Here is a 16,590-nt window from a genome sequence, read left to right as displayed (position 1 = left end):
GGAACCCCGGTTATCTGGATGATCTGTCTGAGCCTGAATTCCTGACCACGCTTGATCAGCAGATCGCCTTTGATGAAGCCAAAGCAGAGGCAGAACGCAAGGCTTCTGAGCGAGCTAACAAGCGGTCATAACGGAGCTTTCCATGCGTCTTGGTATTACCGCAGAATTTAAGGACCGCGCATCTAAGGGACTGAAGAAACTCCTTAAGTTCAACGAGCGCATGGAAAAGCAGCTCAAAACACAGGAAAAGCTGGCTAAAGGGCAGAGTAAAGCCACGCTCAAACAAGTTAAAGCCACTGAGAAAACCGCCAAGGCTACGGGTAAAGCAGCCAAAGCGGCGACGAGCGTGGCAAGGGCCAACAAGAACGCAGCAAGCGGGGCTGCAAGCCTTGCAGGCCACACCGGGAAAGTTGCCAGTCAGATTGATAGGGCTCGCAGTTCCATGGCGCAGTTCATTGGTAGAACTGACGCGGCAGTGCGCAAAGCCGGTCTTTTGAAGCGCGCGCTTAACAAAGTCAAAGGAGCAACCGCGGGCCTTCAAAAGGGCGGCGCGCTGATCAAAGGTGGTGGCGGAAAGATTGCGCGTGGGGTTGCGATTGGCACAGGCGTGGTTGCCGGAGCATCAGCTATTGCAGGGATTGCTGCCAATACGATCATTGGCCCGGCCGCGCAAATGGAAAACTACATGGTCCAGCTGGAGGCGCTAGAAGGCTCCAAGGCCAAAGCAGAGCAGGCTATGAGCTGGATTACAGATTTTGCAACCAGAACGCCGCTAGAATTGCCTGATGTCGTTGTTGCCTACAATCAGCTTAAGAACGCTGGGATTGACCCCACAAATGGATCACTCGAAGCTATGACCGATGCAATGGCCATGAGTGGTGGTGGGGCAGAACAATTGCACGGCATTATCTTAGCTGTCGGCCAGGCATGGCAAAAAGGGAAGCTACAAGGCGAAGAGGCCATGCAGCTTCTGGAGCGCGGCATTCCGGTCTGGGATATGCTGGCTAAAGCCACGGGCAAAAGCGCTGCCGCCCTTATAGAGATGGGTTCAAAGGGCGAGCTGGGCCGTGAAGTCATATCCAAACTTGTGGAACTGATGGGTACTCGTGCGATTGGCGCTTCTGAGAAGCTTTCTAAAACATGGGATGGCATGGTCTCCAATATGTTGGATCACTGGTTCCAGTTCCAGCTCATGATTGCCGATGCCGGGGTGTTTGATTGGGCCAAGGAGAAGCTGCAAGGGTTCTTAGATAAGCTCAATACCATGAAAGCTGATGGCTCGTTGCAGGAGTGGGCCGAAGAAATCAGCGCGAGCATCATCACCGGTCTTAAGGACTTCTGGCTCTTCGCTCAAGAGGTGATCGTTGCACTGAGAGCCACCGGCAGGGCGCTGTCCGAGGTTGCCGAGACGGTGGGCGGTTGGAATGTTCTCGTCCGCTTGATGATCAAGCTTCCGCTTTTGGCGGCCCTGATCAGCATTGTCACCGGAGTGGTGCAACTTGGCGCGGGCCTTGCCACGCTTGCTGGAGGTCTTGCTGCGCTAAGTCCGCCCATTTTAATCGCCATTGCAGTGATTGCAGCCCTAGCTGTCGCGGCATGGCTTATCTATGACAACTGGGATGTGGTCAGCGTCTGGCTTGTAGGTGCCTGGGAGTGGATCTCCGATATGGCCAGTGTTGCCTGGGAGAAGCTGAAGGTTCTGTTTGGCTGGACGCCGCTTGGCATGATCATCAACAGCTGGGGTGAGATTACAGCTTGGCTCTCGAACTTTTGGGAAGACATTAAGTCGACGGCGAGCGCTGCATGGGAGGGGATTAAAACTCTGTTTGGCTGGATGCCGCTCGGCATGATCGTCAACAACTGGAGCGAGATTACAACCTGGCTTGATATGTTCTGGACCGACCTTAAAACCAATGCCTCCCTGCAGTGGACTGAGATCAAGGCCATCTTCTCAAACTGGGAATGGCCAGATCTTCCAGACCTTAAACTGCCAAGCTTTGAAGACATTAAACAGGGCTTTACGAACTTTTTCAGTGGTTCGTGGTTGCCGACGATGGACACGTTCTCCAGCTTTTGGGACGAGCTCACGAGCTTTGCTGATGCTGCCTGGCAGAAGCTCTCCGGGATATTTGAGGCCATTGGCAGCGCCGGGGAAACCCTTGCAACCACCGTTGGAGAAACTCTTAAATCACTTGCTGATATGGCGGGTAAAGTATGGTCTGCTGTGACTGGCCCGGAAGGGGCTGACCGCTTTATTGATCAACTCACTGAAGTTGCTGAAAACGGTTGGTCCTCTGATTTTGTAGAGGGGCTGGCACTCACCGAGGCTTTGCAAGCGGGGCAAATGAACCTTGACGCCTACCAGCAAAAGCTTAGTGCCATTGTCTCTGGCGGCGGCGAGTTCGCCTCTCATGCCCAAAAGATGATGGACCTGTCCCACCAGCTTGTAGGTCACGCTGGTTTTAGCCAGCCCGAGCAAGCGCCTGTCAGCCTTGCGCAGGTTGAAAGGGCCAATGCTGCGGTGGAAGCGCTTCAGATCTCAAGCAAAGCGGCGATTGCAGGCGTGGATAATTTGCTCGGTGGTGTAGACTTTGCCTATCACGGCCAGCGCATGATGGAGACCATTGCAGCTGGCATGCGCTCGCGTGCTCATCTGCTGGTGGAGGAAATGCGCCGGGTAACACAGATCTTGCGTGATCATTTGCCGTCCTCACCAGCCAAGCTTGGCCCACTCTCTGATATTCACCGTCTTAAGTTTGGCGAGACCATCGCCCAGTCGATAAAACCCGCGCCGATGGTCAGAGCCATGCGCAAAGCGGCGGCGGCAACTATTGCCGCTGCCACGCTGAGCACGGCAGTTGTATCGCCGTCTCTGGCCGCATCCGCTCCACTTGCTATTGCCCCGCCCGCGCAAGCTCTTCAGACGGCGGGTGGCTCGGATGGTTCAGCTCAGGGCGGAACTATATCCGTCACCTTCAGCCCCACCATCACTGTAGGTTCGGGAGCATCAATTACGAAAGACGAGCTTGCCGATTTGCTTGAAGACCAGGCAGAGGATTTGGTGGCTCTGCTGCTTCGCAAAATGGATGAGAAAAAGAGGCTGGAGTTTTAAATGACATTTGCCAGCCTCGGGAGCTTCCAGCTCGGCACCACCAGCGTCATGACCGGTCCCACAGCTGCTGATGAAACCCTTGCTAATGATTTTCACGAACACAAGGTGGTGCGCGGTAAGCCCGTGCCCCAGCGCGGCGGTGAAGCGTTAGACCGGCGCTCTTTCTCGTTCTTCTTTGATGAAAGCTTTTGCAGCCCAGAGGGCGAATATGCCCGTCTTGTTGCCGCCAAGATCTCCGGGGCAGTCATGCCGTTTATTCCCGGTGGTGGCGGGTTTTTCGGCAAACACTATCTTATTAAGCAGCTCAAAGGCACCACCCACAAAACCACTGAAGGTGGGCGCATCGTGCGTATTTCCGTCAGCATAGAGCTGGTGGAAGTGCCGGGCAGTGCTTTGAGTGTTGGTGGACTTGGCATTGCCGGGGCCGCTGTTGCTCTCCTCAATCCGCTCCTGAAAAGGCTTAAGTGATGGGCGTTAAGACCGGTGATTATCTGGAACATGAGAGCCAGCCCGGTGAACGCTGGGACACCATTGCATGGGCCTATTACCGTGATGCTCAGATGATGGATCTGCTCATTGAAGAGAACCGGCATCTGTTCCCGCAAGAGATTGCCCGTATACCCGCTCTTCTCCCGCCGCGCCTTCTTCTTCGCATCCCGGTTGTTGAGCAGGATCCGCTGGACACGAACCTGCTGCCGCCATGGAAACGCGGCACGGTGGAGGGTTAGTCCATGGACCTGCGCGAGCCATTCCTTTCCCTCAAGATCAACGGCAAGGAAGTGGCAGACAGCCTTGCCCCGCATCTGATTGATTTTGCCTGGACGGATAATCTGCATGGCACAGCCGATGAGGTTTCCGTTACCCTTCGCGATGATAGCGGGTTGTGGCGCGGCCCATGGCGACCGGAAAAAGGCGATAAGGTTATAGCCAGCATTGGCTATCGCGGCTTTGCGCCTATGCCATGCGGTGAGTTCGAGGTGGATATTCCTGAAGCGCAAGGCTCACGGCTGAACGACCGGCTCAGCTTCAAGGCGGTTTCTGCGGCCAACTCTACCGAGCAACGGACAAAGAAATCCAAGTCGTTTGAAGAGACAAATCTGAAAAAGGTGATTGATGAGGTTGCCAAGGCTCTGGGGTATACCGTCTCCGGCAAGATTGAAGAGATACCGTTTAAGTTCAAACGCCAGCGCCGGGAACGGGACCTCCAGTTCCTCAAACGCCTTGCTGAAGACTATGGCTATTTCTTTGCCATCAAAGACAAGCAACTGGTGTTTTATAAACGTGAGGATCTGGATAAACGCGATCCCACACTCACCTTCGATCTGGTGGATGGCACGACCATTCTCAATTGGAAGGCCACAGACAAAACTCACCAGACCTATGGCAAAGCCAAGGTTGCCTATGCCCACGGTCAATCAAAGAAGCTGATCACCGGCGAAGTACAAGACCTTTCCATAAAATCCGGCGATACGCTGACCATTGATGAGCGGGTTGAAGATGAGGCGGAAGCCAAAACCATCGCCAAATCCCGCCTTGCCAAAGCCAATGAAGACGGACTGACCGCCTCTCTGACATTGGTGGGTGACCCGTTGTTGATTGCCGGACAGGTGGTGGCTCTGGGCGCGACATTTGGCAAATATTCAACAAGCTATCTGGTACACAAAGCCCTGCACAAAATCGCACGCGGTACCTACACCACACAACTGGAACTGAAGGCGATCCGCCAGGACGGAAAGGTTCGCAAAGCATCAGCCAAAGGCAGCAAGGCGACCAGCAAAGCGGGTGGAACGGACGGCCTGTTTGATGGGCCGGTGCAGGATCTTTCCAAGCCCAGGGGCGAGACGTTTTAGGGAGACACATACATGAGCCGAATTACAGATGGTGAAAGCTCCAGTCCATTCAAACGCGGTACTATAACCAAGCACAGCAATGGCGGACGGGCACAGGTTGAGTTTTTGGATGAGGACGGCAACGCCTCTGCGTGGCTCTCTGTCAGCCAACGCAACACCAAAGGCCAGAAAAGCTACGATATGCCCGCAGTGGGTACACAAGTGTGGTGCCTGCTGGATGCTTATGGTGAGGATGGGGTAATCGGCGGGGCGGTCTGGTCAGATGAGGACGCGCCGCCTTCCAATGATCCCAATATCGTCCATGAAGTGTTCGGGCCGCTGGAGATTTTCTATAACAAAACCACGGGGGAGATGAAGGTCAAAGGCGCACCCAAGATCACCTTTGAGGCGGACGTGATTGAGCTGAAAGGCAAGATAAAGATGGAGGGTGATAGCGTCACCCACAACGGTAAAGAAGTGGGTGAAACACATGCGCATAAGGATGTTACACCGGGGCCTGCACAGACAGGTGTGGTGGTTTAATAATCACCTATTTCTGAGTAAAGCATACGATCCTGCTCTTCTTGCAGATCTGCCATAGCCCGCTTGATAGGTTTTAGATCAAATCCATAAAGCGGTTGAGGCCAATCCCAACACATAGTGTTCGCGTCATCTTGTTCAGCATCTTCTGAAATTAGATTATCTGTTTGCAAATGCTGGAACAACTCCCTCGCGAGTAATTCAGATTTGTTATCAGTATCTTTGCTCGAAAACTCTACCTTACTCCATACTTCGGCTACCCGTTTTAGGCCTGAGTGAGAGAAAATGCCGAGCTTCGACAAGGCATCTATAAGAATTAATATTCGAGGTTTAGAGCTAATAAAGAGATTTTCGTGATCGGTGGGGTCATTCCAAAATGGTTTTCCCTCATCGTAATCAACTACATCAGCATATAAAATGCGTTCTCTTTGGTAGAGAGCCGCATTCGGCATGATATACTCGCCAAAGTTTCCTTCGACATAATAATCTTGCCGATAAAAATTCAGATTTTCCTGTCGTTCAATTGCAGATACATTTCGACCTGCAACGGCCTCTACATATAGCAATCTTTTCTGGTGCGAGAGGAACCAACCAGATAAATCTTTGGTTTTTGTCGCAACTAGCTTCTTTGGGCAGCGTACGACATCCATCAATATCAGAATTTTGGCTGCTTCTTCTTTGGCGAGGCCGATGAGGATATCAGCCTCTCTGGGGGCATCGTTTAAACGTTGAGATGCGTGCCACAACGATTGGGCGCTCTTCAACATAATTGGCAGCCCTTCCGCAATGAACTTTATACGATCATCATATGACATATTGCAGAGCAGCTTAATGTTTTTTAGGCCGATTTTAATTTCCTTCGTCATTACTGAAATCCCTTTATGATGTTTTGATGCCCGCCAATCAAAGCTCCACCCCAAGTAATTCTTTAGCTTTTATCTTCAAGAAGGCTTTCGCGATACCAGTGAGCATTTCAACCGTAAACCCACCGATTTTCGTTGCACCTTCCTTTGTCTTCTTCCATATTTCTTCATCTCTAACGCTATCAAGAAAATCATGACCAGCCCACGAAATACGTTCTATGTATACATGTCCGCCACCAGCTATGCTTAGACCAACTATTAGGCCCGCATCATCAAGAAGCCTCAGATGGTATTCCAACTTATGAGCCTCTTCCTGACTCATACCGATGGGATCACACCCAAGAATTGCGCTCTCTTCGTCTGAAGTTATTTCAAAAACTTTTTCACCGCTCTCAATTTTTAGAAGCAGATCACGTACCAAATCCATGTCGCGCTTGTTAGCTAATTTCTGCATGAAATATCTTTCCTGTTGAGTGCCTGAGGGGAATTAAAGCTCACCTTACCGGAACACTTCCGTAACCTGATTGCCCGCCCGCGCGATACCTTGCCTACAACTGGTAGTTTTAGCAAGGACGTTTGCAGGCGATGGTTTTAGACCCCCTCCATTGGCAGATTAAGCTGGCACACGAGAGCGATGCGCCTTGGAATGAGGCGGTCATTGGTCTTGATGATCTGGCCCAATCCATCCGCATTATCTGCCTGACGCCCAAGCTGTCTGTTCCCACTGAACCTGAGCAGTTTTGCGATGCGCTTTCCTATATCGACCGCGTACCCGTTGAGGCCATTCCCGGTATCTCCAAGGAGATCTGGGAGGGGTTAGAGCGTTGGGAGCCGCGCATTCTGCTTGACCGCGTTGATGTGGAGCAAGCAGGCTTTGCATACTTCACCGCCGCTATTCATTGGCGACCACGCTCTGATGTGCTTTCCGATATTCAGCGCACCGATGTTGATTTGATGAGGGTTGAATGATGGTGAACCTGATCAAAGCCCTGAGCGTGGATGAATTGATCCGTCGTGGCCCGCCGCAACACTTTACGACCTCCTCAAAGGCATGGAAAGAAAAGTTGGTGGCGTGGTGGGAAGCCCACCCGGACGGACCACAGCGCAAGCTCTACCCGGCGCACTATGAGATGTTATTTATCAACCTGCTGGCCTATTGTTTGTCATTGCTTGGCAAGGAAGGTCAGGACGCTGCCGACAAGCGCTGGCTGCTGTTTGCCAAAGGGCCTTCTTTGGATGTTGCAGCCGCCAACAACGGCACGTTCCGGCTTAAGGCCAAGGCCGCTATTGTACAGCTGACCTTCACGTTGGATGACGCACGCAGCACCGATCTTGTTTTGCCACGCGGCCTTGAGGTCAGCGCCGGGGCGGTTTCATTTGCACTCGATGAACAGCAGATTTTGAAGGCAGGCGAGCTGTCATTGACTGCTCGCGCTACCTCCACAAAATCAGGGCTGGGTGCCAATGGATTGTTGGCCGGTCAACTCACGCAAATGCCTGCGGGCTACCCCGATGTGAATGTCACCAACATCACGGCCAGTGAAGGCGGAACAACTGCGGAAGATGATAGCTCGCTGCTCTACCGTGCCGCTAAAGCTCATGATCGCATCTCCAAAGCCGGACCAAAAGAAAGCTACCGCCAGCAAGCCCGTGCCTTTTCTCCTGATATTGCCGATGTGGAAGTGATCCGGCCTGAACCGGGCCGCATTGCACTTTATGTGCTGCTGAACTCCGGTGTGCCAAGCGCTCAGTTCTGCGAGGATCTGAAAACCTATCTGGACCCAGACAGCAAGCGCCCGCAAGGCGATGATTTGAGCGTTCATCCCGGTGAGCGTCTGGTGCTGGAGATCACCGGTAAATTGAAAGCCACCGGTGATTTTGAGGCGGCACGTACGGCTGCAGAGCAAGCAATTAGGGAGGCCGGAACCATCTGGTCGCGGCGTCTGGGTGAGTATCTGGCTCTGTCCGCCTTAACGCCTGCGGTGCACCGCGTGGAAGGTGTGGTGGATGTAGAGCTGGATGTGTCCGGTCTTGCCTCCCGCCAGCTCGAGAAGACCCAGTTTGCCGTGATTGGCACTGTGGTTCTGGAAGCGGTGGCTGGCAATGGCTGACCGGCGCTTTCCCTATACGCTTATTCCGCCCAGTATCAACGAGCCACGCACACGGGCTTTGCTGGATGCTTTTGAGGCCATGGCAGCTGAGTTTGATTTCGCCACGCTAATGCAGCGCTATGCCGAGGAAACCTCAACAGCGGCTTTACCGTTAGCGGTACATGACCGGTCGCTGGATGAGTTCATCGGAGAAGATGGCCTGCCGGATACGCTTGTGCGCAAGCTGATAGATCAGGCGTGGGATCTTCACGAGAAGAAAGGCCGCGATGAAGGTGTGAAACTGGCCCAGAGCCTGCTCGGCATTGCCGCCGATATTGAACACTGGTGGCAACAAGAGCCTGAAGGCCCGCATGATACCTACCAGATTACACTGCGCCTTGGTGATCTAGATGACCCGCCAGACGAGCCCTTGAGCCTTGAAGTGCAAAAAACCGCGTTGAAGGCTATTGCGGCTACCAAACGCTATTCGCAAGACACCTCAACCCGCTGGCTTTCAGTTGTCCGCGCTCCAGTTCGTTTCCGTGGGTTTGTTTCTGATCTGCACAAGAACCGCATCTTCCCGCCGATTATCACCGAGTTGAACAACACCATGGCTCTGGGATTTGGTGCGGCTGCATCCACCGGCGAAGTGATGCGGATACGCCCATGGCGGCCGGAAGCCATCCAAAGTCAAGGCTTAGCAGGAGCGGTAGCTCATCTGCGGCCCCGTTACGTTTCCACTACAATCTATCCGAGGCCTGCATGACCAATCCAACCTATTATACACGCCTAACAGACCAAGGCTCTGCTGCTCTCAATGATGCTATTACTGGTGGAGGCGGAATCAAAATAAGTGAGCTTGCACTTGGAGATGCCAATGGGGCTGCTTATGATCCAGACGGTTCTGAGAATGCCTTGCGAAATGAGATGCACCGCATTGCCATTACGTCGATAACACAGGACGTACAGAACCCGGCCTGGTTGGTCATTGAAGCGATAGTCCCGCCAGACGTGGGTGGGTGGTGGATCCGCGAGGCCGGGGTGTTTGATGAAGATGGCAATATGTTTGCTATCGCCAAATATCCCGAGACTTACAAAGCGCAGCTTTCCGATGGAACAGCCTCTACGCTGACCATTCAGATCGTTTTACAGATCACCAACTCTGATGCCATTCAGCTGGTCGTCAATCCACTGGACGGATACGCAACACAAGGCTGGGTGGTCTCTGCCTATCCGTGGGCCAGTGGAGTGGAGGCGAAAGACGCCAGTGTTGAAAAGAAGGTCATTGACCCGAAACGCCTGCATGAAACGCTTGCAGAAGTAGCGGCTCCCAAGGTGCACAATCATCAGATTGAGGATGTGAATGGGCTGACAACAGCACTGGCTACCAAGTCTGGCGGTGAGCATACTCACGCTTATGGCGAGCTGGAAGATAAGCCTACGACCATGGCCGAGTTGGGTCTTGTGGATGCTTACACCAAGGTGGAGGTAGATCAGCGCATTGCCAACCTTGTGGCATCTGCTCCGGGCGCACTTAATACACTGGATGAGCTGGCTTCAGCTCTGGGTGACAATCCCAACTTTGCGACTGAGATCCTCAATGCGGTTGGTAGCAAGCTGGATGCGTCCAAGATCAGCGCGTTTTCGCTAACGGTGTTGGCTCTGACCACGTCAAGTGCTTGGCGTGAAAAGCTGGGGCTGGGGTCTGCAGCTACCAAATCAACCGACTACTTTGCCCATGCGGGTAACATAGCGGCGCTATCTGCAGCTGCTGGGGTTGGTCAAGGGTTGGGCGAAGGACAAGCCTGGTACGACGTTTCTTCTTCGCGATCCCGAAATGTAAAATACCAAAACACCTCAGGGAGGCTGATGCTTGTACAAATATTAACGTCCAACTGTTCGGTTCAATGGTCCAAGGATGGGATCACTTGGGTGACTGTATCAAGACCCCCAAGTGGCCATTACGTCTGTGTAGTAGTGGTTGTAGCGCATGGGCATTTTTACAGAAATACGGAGGGGTATAGGCACTGCTCTGAATTCCGCTAACAACGTTCAATATAGATTAAGGGTCATACGCAATGAGTTCTGAAAAGGGTTATTTCCATCCTGACGAAGGGTACTGGCAAACCACTGGGGAACCGGGTGAGGATATTTTAAATTCTTACCCTGATGGCACTGTTGAAGTGCCTGTCAAACCAATCAGTGATTGTTCCTGGGACGGTACTGATTGGGTGCTTGAAGGAAAAAAACATCTTCCGGCTCAAGTTTCTGAGGAAGCGGAGCAACGCATCGTTTTAGGTACGAAGATCAACGGCATCCAGTTTAAGTGCGATACGGACAGTATCAGCCGTCTGGAAGGTTTGTTGCGTGGGTTTGAGCGCGGCATAATTGGGCCTGAAGGCAAAGCCTACAAAACCTCCGCTGGGGTGGATTTGACGTTCACCACGCAAGAACACGTCCAGGCCGTTCTTGATGCTGCAGATGATCACCGTGACTGGATTTTGGAACGCTCTGCTCAGATCCAGAACATGGAACCGATCCCAGATCCAACAGATGGTGACCTTTGGGAAAAACCAGCGCCATAAGCCGGAACACATCCGGCGAAGGTTCGAGCCTCCTGACATAATATGAAGCGGAAGGCCCGGAGAAATCTCCGGGCACCGGGCATCAAGTACCACCCAGAAGCCCAGCCAGTGAGACTAAACATATCACTGCTCCCGCTGCATTAACTCACCAAATAATGAGCTGCGGGACTGTCTTATGCGAGATATAAAGTGGAGTCTATCAAGTGCTGCAAATGTGCAGCTCTCCTCCTCAAAAAAGAACAGAATGCCCTTCAGGGGCGTGTAGAAATCAAGTGCCGTCGCTGTGGCACATATAATGATCTGAGGCCAGATGAGCCCTTAGAAAACAACAATAAGAAATGAAACTTACTCCCATTAAGCCTGTGAAACCTGTAGCCGCATATATCGGAGGGAAAATGCAACTTGCCAAGCACGTCTCCGCCCGAATTAGCGCGGTCACTCACCAAACCTATGTGGAGCCATTTGTCGGCATGGGCGGGATCTTTTTCCGCCGAGCTGATCAACCCAGGTGTGAAGTCATCAATGACATCTCCGGGGACGTGGTGACCTTATTTCGCATCCTGCAACGTCACTACCCGCAGTTCCTTGAGGTGCTCAAGTTCCAGCTGACAAGCCGCTCTGAGTTTGAGCGTTTGGCAAAAGTAGATCCTGACACGCTGACTGATCTGGAGCGGGCTGCCCGCTTTATCTACCTGCAGCGCACAGCCTTTGGAGGCAAGGTTGACGGCCGCACCTTTGGCGTCTCCTTACGCGGGGCACGATTTGATCTGAGTAAGATCGTGCCTTTGTTGGAGGATGTTCACGAGCGGTTATCAGGCGTTATCATAGAGCGTCTATCATACGCTGATTGCATCCAACGATATGACCGCACTGAGACACTCTTCTATCTGGACCCGCCATATTGGGCTTGCGAGGATTATTATGGGAAGGGCGTTTTCACAGCTGATGATTTTCAGAAGCTGGCAGACCAACTCAAAAGCCTAAAGGGGCGCTTCCTTCTGTCCATCAATGACACCCCGCAGATTAGAGAGATCTTCGCGGACTTTGATCTGGAAGAGGTGAGCCTCAATTATACCGTAAACACCAAGAGCCAGAAGAAAGCTCAGGAGTTGGTGATTAGCAACTAAAATAAGAACCCAATATGGGCGTTAGAAAGGCGTGGTTTGAAGCTCTTCTAACGCTTGGAATTCGGTAAGGAATGCAAAAGAGCGGGCTGCACATCAAAACGCCCACCTATGCAGAAAATCGAGCCGCGCCACACTTACGCGGCCCCACTGGGGCCGCAGTCCCTTCGAAGTCCGGAAAAATTATTTTCCAAAGCTAGCTCCCCAATTTTGGCGTGCAGCCGTTTGATGTCGACTTCAGGTTCCTGCTTAGCCTGTTTATCAGCACCAAACACATCTGGTATCGCCGCAAAGGCCTGCTCTTTCCATTGCTTGATCTGGTTCGCGTGCACATCAAAGTCCTGAGCTAATTCATTCAAGGTTTTCTCTTCGCGAATAGCAGCAAGCGCCACTTTCGCTTTAGAGGCCGGACTATGGGACCAATGGGGACGTCTGCTCATGCTGGTCTCCTGTTCTTGGCATCATGCCAGTTTCAGGAACTAAATCCACTTAGACCACCTGTCCAAGAAACTTGAGCCAGCTCTATATTCTACGCCAAAAATCTTTGCGACAGAACCTTGAATATTGCAATGACGCCAATATGGCTGATCCGACGACGATCATAAGTTTTTATTTTTCAATAGCTTCCAGAACCGCATTCACGTGCTGGTTCATGATTGTTTCTGCTTTTTTATTGGCGCCGGAATCAATTGCAGCGATTAGCGCAATATGTTCATTGTACGCGCGCTCCAACCTGCTTTTGTTCTTGCTCATCAAGGACAAACGGGCACGGTCCGCATGCCCCTTTACTGAAAGGGCCAGTCTCCAGGCGGCTGGAATTCCCGAGGCATAGGCCAGCGTTTTGTGAAACTCTTCATCGAACTTAAAATAGCTGATGTAATCGCGCTTGCGCACAGCAATTTCTTGCATCGCGAGAATAGGCTCAAGCATACTCAGGTCAGTTTTATTGCTGCATAAAACCTGAACCACCTCCCTCTCCAATGCACGGCGAATAACAATACCTTCTTTGATTAAGGCCTGGTCAATGGGCGCAACGATAGACCCCACTTGTGGGCGACTGATAATCAGCCCTTCTCCTGCAAGTTTTTGATAGGCCTGACGAAGAGGCGTGCGGCTTACTCCAAGAACTCGGGCAAGTTCATGCTCGTTGATTTGCGATTCCGGTGGCAACTCCATAAGTACAATTTTCAGCCGCAGCAATTCATAGATTTGTGGTCCAATGGGAATAGACCTGTCGATCATAGTCTCATCAAACGTATCCAGAAGCACTTTGCTTACTTCTTCACTTCTCGTTCGGGGCATTCAAAGATCCCTTTATTCTAATTCTTGAGAAGCAAACATTTGTTTTGCTTAGGGTTTTCCACCAGTTTGCCTTCAGTTTTCCTAGTTGGTCTTGGGCCGCCACGCAAGTGCGAATAGACGACACACCGCCGGAATTCCCATGAGAACCGTCAGGAGTGTGATCACCATGAGCACAGCACTGATTGGGCGGGTCATAAACGGCTCTAAAGACCCATCAGAAAGAACCAGCCCACGACGCATATTCTGATCCAACAAGCTTCCCAACACCAGACCCAGAACGATTGGTGCCATGGGATACTTCATCTGCCGAAGCACAAATCCCAGCAAGCCAAACACAACCATGATCAGAATATCAAAAGGACGACTTGCCAGCGCAAAGGAGCCAACCGTACACAGCACGAAAATAACCGGATGCAGCCGGGTTGCAGGCACTTGTAACACTTTAAGCATCGGCTTTGTCAGGAGGAGGCCGAATACCAGAATGGCAATAGCTGCAAATAGCAGGGCAACACCAACTTCATAGATCACCATAGGGCTTTCGATCATGATCATCGGTCCGGGGCGGATACCGTGGATGATCATAGCCGCCATCAGCACCGCTGCTGGAGCTGAACCGGGCACACCGAGGGTGAGAACCGGGATAATTGCGCCAGGAACTGCGGCGGAATTTCCAGTTTCCGCTGACAAAAGTCCCTCTTGGGAGCCTTTGCCGTATTTCTCTTTTTCCTTACTTGAACGCTTCGCCAATGCATAAGAAACCCATGCGCCGATGTCTTCACCCACTCCGGGAACGATCCCTACGAGGGTTCCGGCGAGTCCTGATCTTGGGATTGTGGCCCAGTATTTTTTGAAGGTGGAAAGCGGTGGCAGCATTTTGCCCGAAACTGAGCTTACTTTCTCTTTGTTCCGCGAGGCCATAACCGTGAGAATTTCAGCAAATCCAAATGTCCCGACCATGGCCGGAATGAGGTTGATCCCGCCACTTAACTCAGTGCTTCCAAACGAGAAACGCGGATAGGCGTGGAGTGTTTCTTGCCCAACCATGGCGAACAACAGTCCCAAAATACCTGCGATCCACCCCTTCAACGGATCGTCAAACGCAGTCAGACGTCCGGAAATAACAATCCCAAAAACGGCTAACCAGAAGAACTCAAAAGCGCCGAATTGCAACGCATAATCTGCAAGGATTGGGGCAAGGACTGCAAGGATTATGACGCTAATCAAGGTTCCAAGGAAGGAGCCGACCGTCGCCATCCCCAGTGCTTCCCGTGCCTGACCAGCTTTGGCGAGAGGGAAGCCATCCAGCGTGGAGGCTGCACTAGCGGGTGTGCCGGGCATGTTGAGAAGAATGGCGCTGCGACTGCCACCAAAAATCGTTCCAACATACATGCTCAACAGCACCACAATCGCGGTTTGCGCATCCATATGGAAGGTTAGCGTTGTGAGCAGCGCGACGCCCATTGTGGCGGTGAGGCCGGGCAACATTCCAACAAAGATTCCCAGCAAGGTTGCCCAGGAAACATGGAATATCTGGGTCAGTGTAAAACCAGCAACCAATGCCTCCATGAGGCTGTTCAAACCATCCATCTCAATTCCTCACGGCAATCTGACTAAAAACAATTCTTGAAACAGAAGCGTTACTGCTGCGGAGGCGGTGAGGCCCAGAAGCAACGCAATCACCAGTTTCCGAAGAACGCGGCTGCGGTCCGGGTCAGCGAAGTATTCAAAGCTGAAGGTGAACACAAAAATAAACAGGGCGGTCGCAAGCCAGAATGGGATTAACCCAATTAATATGCTCGCATAAAAGACGCATAAACCTGCGGTGGCAAAAATACGACGCCTTGAAATGGGATCCTTTATCAGGTCCAGCATATCGTCGTTCGCACCGTTCTCAGGCTGAGGGCTCTGCGTTCGTGTTGCCAGCAAAATGCCAGAAACAGTCAACGCCAAGCCCAAAATTCCGGGCGTTAGGCCGGGGGCCTCGTACCACGAGGCCCCCAGATTTGAAAAGTCCGGCATCGCTGCACTGCCAATGACCACCAATAATCCCAATGCAACAAATACATAGCCAGAAATTCGATCGGCCTTGGTATTCAGTGATGCCGTTTTTTTCATTTCGTTACACCTGTCTCAAGCCGTTACGGACGCGTAATACCAATGGTTTCAGGGCTTACGTTGCCTTGACCGCTGTCGAAAAGCTGCCAAGCATTGATCTGGATGGACGGTGCAACAGCTGCCTGTGCTTCTTCACCGGACATGACTGTGAGTGCAGCACCCTTTGAGTCCGCGTAGGATTTCAGGGCTTCTGAGTTTGCAATGTCGCTCGCCCAAATTTTCTCAAGGGTTTCAATCACGTCCGCAGGCACGCCTTTTGGAACGAAGATACCGAAGTGAATTGGAGACGGTTTGAAATTTGGCAACCAGTTGGTGATTGGCGGAACCACGCCAACACCGGGAAGCTCAACAGGTTCGGTTGTCAGAGCTGCAAGTGGCACAAGGCGCTTACCGCGAACCATTTCAAGCTGCTCGGAAATGAGCTGACTGCTGACCTGCGTTTCACCGGAGACTGTGGAGAGCACTGCTTTTGCGCCGCCTTCATAGCTCACATGTTTATACGCACCACCAGCTGCTCCAATGATGCCTTCCATTGCAGAATGGCCGGCTGAATTCACGCCGGATGTTCCAACAGCAATACGTTTTTCGCCCTTCAATGCTTCCAGAAACTGGCCCATATCCTCAAATCCGGAATTAGGGTTCACGCTGATCATGTTCACATTTGCAACGCTCAGGAACAGGTTCCAATCCTGAATTTTGGTATCAAGACGGCCCGTAATAGCATAGGTGCCAAGGTCCTTCGCAGCACCAGCGGTCCATGTATATCCATCCGGCTCAGCATCCATTGCTGCCTTAGACCCAATCGCGCCGGACGCACCCGGCTGATTGATGACAACAACTTTCTGACCTAAAGGTCCTTCAAGAGCGCCTGCAACAATACGCGTAACCAGATCTGTCGCACCACCTGCACCCCATGGCACAATCAGGTTGATTGGTTTTTCAGGTTTCCACTCAGCTGCACCTGCCATACTTGTGGTTGCAAGGGCTGCCAGCGAAAAGACGATTGCTTTTTTTACGATAGACATTTGTA

17 protein-coding genes and 1 pseudogene are annotated in these 16,590 nt (G+C 52.1%); 11 read left to right on the top strand and 7 right to left on the bottom strand.

What is annotated here, in order from left to right; translation table 11 throughout:
• Positions 1-142 precede the first annotated feature (142 nt).
• The 5 genes from BLS62_RS01580 to BLS62_RS01560 are packed head-to-tail and all read left to right on the top strand — an operon-like array spanning position 143 to position 5,484.
• Positions 143-3,112 carry a tape measure protein gene (locus tag BLS62_RS01580; protein WP_093175870.1) on the top strand — a complete coding sequence of 990 codons (2,970 nt, stop codon included), beginning with the start codon at positions 143-145 and terminating at the stop codon, positions 3,110-3,112.
• A complete protein-coding gene (locus BLS62_RS01575) occupies positions 3,113-3,580 on the top strand; it encodes a phage tail protein (RefSeq protein WP_093175863.1) in 468 nt (155 codons plus the stop codon).
• Positions 3,580-3,840 (top strand): tail protein X, encoded by a 261-nt coding sequence (locus tag BLS62_RS01570; protein WP_093175860.1) that lies wholly within the window; start codon positions 3,580-3,582, stop codon positions 3,838-3,840. Before BLS62_RS01575 ends, BLS62_RS01570 begins: the two co-directional genes overlap by 1 nt.
• A gap of 3 nt (positions 3,841-3,843) precedes the next feature.
• On the top strand, positions 3,844-4,962 hold the full coding sequence (locus BLS62_RS01565; protein WP_093175857.1) for a phage late control D family protein: 1,119 nt from the start codon (positions 3,844-3,846) through the stop codon (positions 4,960-4,962).
• A gap of 12 nt (positions 4,963-4,974) precedes the next feature.
• Positions 4,975-5,484 carry a hypothetical protein gene (locus tag BLS62_RS01560; RefSeq protein WP_093175854.1) on the top strand — a complete coding sequence of 170 codons (510 nt, stop codon included), beginning with the start codon at positions 4,975-4,977 and terminating at the stop codon, positions 5,482-5,484.
• Here the strand turns inward: BLS62_RS01560 and BLS62_RS01555 are convergent.
• Both BLS62_RS01555 and BLS62_RS01550 read right to left on the bottom strand, forming a co-directional pair.
• A complete protein-coding gene (locus BLS62_RS01555; protein WP_093175851.1) occupies positions 5,481-6,347 on the bottom strand; it encodes a hypothetical protein in 867 nt (288 codons plus the stop codon). The two genes, BLS62_RS01560 and BLS62_RS01555, sit on opposite strands and share 4 nt — an antisense overlap.
• A gap of 37 nt (positions 6,348-6,384) precedes the next feature.
• Positions 6,385-6,798, bottom strand: a complete 414-nt coding sequence (locus BLS62_RS01550; protein ID WP_093175849.1) for a DUF2513 domain-containing protein — start codon at positions 6,796-6,798, stop codon at positions 6,385-6,387.
• Positions 6,799-6,929: 131 nt separating this feature from the next.
• On the opposite strand from BLS62_RS01550, the gene BLS62_RS01545 reads away from it, so the two are divergent.
• From BLS62_RS01545 to BLS62_RS01515, 6 genes are all read left to right on the top strand, one after another.
• Positions 6,930-7,313, top strand: a complete 384-nt coding sequence (locus tag BLS62_RS01545) for a baseplate (RefSeq protein ID WP_208990641.1) — start codon at positions 6,930-6,932, stop codon at positions 7,311-7,313.
• Entirely contained in the window at positions 7,310-8,455 is a 1,146-nt protein-coding gene (locus BLS62_RS01540) for a baseplate J/gp47 family protein (RefSeq protein WP_093175846.1), read from the top strand. Before BLS62_RS01545 ends, BLS62_RS01540 begins: the two co-directional genes overlap by 4 nt.
• Entirely contained in the window at positions 8,448-9,200 is a 753-nt protein-coding gene (locus BLS62_RS01535; RefSeq protein WP_093175843.1) for a phage tail protein I, read from the top strand. Before BLS62_RS01540 ends, BLS62_RS01535 begins: the two co-directional genes overlap by 8 nt.
• Positions 9,197-10,480, top strand: a complete 1,284-nt coding sequence (locus BLS62_RS01530; protein ID WP_159436457.1) for a phage tail protein — start codon at positions 9,197-9,199, stop codon at positions 10,478-10,480. The genes BLS62_RS01535 and BLS62_RS01530 overlap by 4 nt, the downstream gene beginning before the upstream one ends.
• Positions 10,481-10,512: 32 nt before the next feature.
• Positions 10,513-11,019 (top strand): hypothetical protein, encoded by a 507-nt coding sequence (locus BLS62_RS01525; protein ID WP_093175834.1) that lies wholly within the window; start codon positions 10,513-10,515, stop codon positions 11,017-11,019.
• 338 nt (positions 11,020-11,357) lie between these two features.
• Positions 11,358-12,146: a DNA adenine methylase gene (locus BLS62_RS01515; RefSeq protein WP_093175824.1), complete on the top strand. Its 789-nt coding sequence runs from the start codon at positions 11,358-11,360 to the stop codon at positions 12,144-12,146.
• A gap of 176 nt (positions 12,147-12,322) precedes the next feature.
• Here BLS62_RS01515 and BLS62_RS01510 read toward each other — a convergent pair.
• From BLS62_RS01510 to BLS62_RS01490, 5 genes and pseudogenes are all read right to left on the bottom strand, one after another.
• Positions 12,323-12,605, bottom strand: a pseudogene (locus BLS62_RS01510) (IS3 family transposase); the annotation flags it as partial.
• 147 nt (positions 12,606-12,752) lie between these two features.
• Positions 12,753-13,445, bottom strand: coding sequence for a GntR family transcriptional regulator (locus BLS62_RS01505; RefSeq protein WP_093175817.1), 693 nt, complete (start codon positions 13,443-13,445; stop codon positions 12,753-12,755).
• Between the two features lie 81 nt (positions 13,446-13,526).
• A complete protein-coding gene (locus BLS62_RS01500; RefSeq protein ID WP_093175813.1) occupies positions 13,527-15,032 on the bottom strand; it encodes a tripartite tricarboxylate transporter permease in 1,506 nt (501 codons plus the stop codon).
• A 9-nt stretch (positions 15,033-15,041) separates the two neighbouring features.
• A complete protein-coding gene (locus BLS62_RS01495; protein ID WP_093175809.1) occupies positions 15,042-15,560 on the bottom strand; it encodes a tripartite tricarboxylate transporter TctB family protein in 519 nt (172 codons plus the stop codon).
• A 23-nt stretch (positions 15,561-15,583) separates the two neighbouring features.
• Positions 15,584-16,585 carry a Bug family tripartite tricarboxylate transporter substrate binding protein gene (locus BLS62_RS01490; RefSeq protein WP_093175804.1) on the bottom strand — a complete coding sequence of 334 codons (1,002 nt, stop codon included), beginning with the start codon at positions 16,583-16,585 and terminating at the stop codon, positions 15,584-15,586.
• Positions 16,586-16,590 lie beyond the last annotated feature (5 nt).

It is taken from the genome of Pseudovibrio sp. Tun.PSC04-5.I4 (assembly GCF_900104145.1).
In the GTDB taxonomy this organism is placed as follows: Bacteria; Pseudomonadota; Alphaproteobacteria; order Rhizobiales; family Stappiaceae; genus Pseudovibrio.
Note: the sequence above shows the minus strand (reverse complement) of the source record. Positions and strands in the feature narration are given on the sequence as shown.